Source organism: Streptomyces pseudogriseolus (assembly GCA_002154585.1).
In the GTDB taxonomy this organism is placed as follows: Bacteria; Actinomycetota; Actinomycetes; order Streptomycetales; family Streptomycetaceae; genus Streptomyces; species Streptomyces pseudogriseolus.
In genome coordinates, this window is record MUNG01000507.1 from 1 (window position 1) to 1,322 (window position 1,322).

At 75.4% G+C, this 1,322-nt stretch carries 1 protein-coding gene; it reads right to left on the reverse strand.

From position 1 onward, the window contains the following. Window positions 1-43: 43 nt before the first annotated feature. Window positions 44-1,156, reverse strand: coding sequence for an aminopeptidase P family protein (locus CCN29_RS31900; RefSeq protein ID WP_086686022.1), 1,113 nt, complete (start codon window positions 1,154-1,156; stop codon window positions 44-46). Between the last annotated feature and the right edge of the window lie 166 nt (window positions 1,157-1,322).

A 1,322-nucleotide genomic window follows, 5' to 3' on the forward strand; every position in this document is an offset into this window, starting at 1 on the left:
GGACGGGAGGGAAAAACCCGTTGGGACGGGAGGGAAGGGGCGGTCAGGCCACTGTGACCAGCTCCCTCTCCGTGTCGTTCAGCCGCCGTCCCCCGTCCTCCGTGACGGTCACGATGTCCTCGATGCGCACCCCGAACCGCCCCGGCANNACGGAGAAGCACATGCCGGGGACGAGCGGCTGCTCCTCGCCCTCGATCATGTACGGCGGCTCGTGGGTGGTGACGCCGATGCCGTGCCCGGTGCGGTGGATGAAGTACTCGCCGTACCCGGCGTCGGCGATGACCGCGCGGGCCGCCCGGTCGACGTCCTGGCAGGCGGCGCCCGGCCGCACCGCTTGGAACCCCGCCTCCTGCGCCTCGCGCACCAGGTCGTGCACCCGGCGCTCCTCGTCGGTGGGCTCGCCCACGTGCACGGTACGGGAGGTGTCGGAGCCGTAGCCGTCCTTCAGTCCGCCGAAGTCGAGGACGACCATGTCGCCCCGCTCGATACGGCGGTCGCCGGCCTCGTGGTGCGGGTTGGCGCCGTTGGGCCCGGAGGCGACGATGGTGAAGTCGACCTGGGAGTGGCCGAACCGGCGCAGCAGCCCGGCGAGGTCGGCGGCCACCTCGGACTCCGGGCGGCCGGAGAAGCGCACCTGCCTGATCTCCTCGAACGCGGCGTCCGCGGCGGCGCCTGCCGCGGCGAGCCGCTCCAGTTCCGCGGCGTCCTTCACGGCGCGCAGCATCGGCAGCGCCTCGGTGAGGGCGACGTACGAGGTGTCGGGGAGCGTGCGCTGGAGGGCCAGGAGGTGCAGCGCCCAGGCGTTGTCGCTGACGCCGAACCGCCCCCGGGCGTCCAGGAGGGCGGCGGTGAGGGCGTAGGGGTCCTTGCCGTCGGTCCAGTCGCGCAGGGTGAGGGCGGGCGCGCCGGTGGCCCGCCCGGCGTCCGGGGCCTCCAGGGCGGGGACGACGAGCTCGGGTGGCCGGCCGGGGGCGAGGACCAGCAGGGTGAGCCGCTCGGTGTCGGCGGGCGGCGTGTACCCGGTGAGCCACACCATGTCCGGGCCCGGGGCGACGAGCAGCCCGGCGAGTCCGGCGTCGGCGGCCTGCCGGGCGGCCCGCTCCATGCGGGCCGCGTAGTCGTCGGCGGTGAAGGGCACGGGCGCGGTGCCGGTCATCCGGGTGCCTCCCAGGGCGGACGTCGGTTACGGGCAGCATCCTGCCCGCCGAACGGGTGCGGCGCGAGCCGGTTGCCGGGGTTGGCCCCGGAGTCACCCTCTCCGGCGACGGAATCTGCCGCTCCGCCACGCCCCGACGCGCCCGGACGCCCCTCCCGACCCGCGT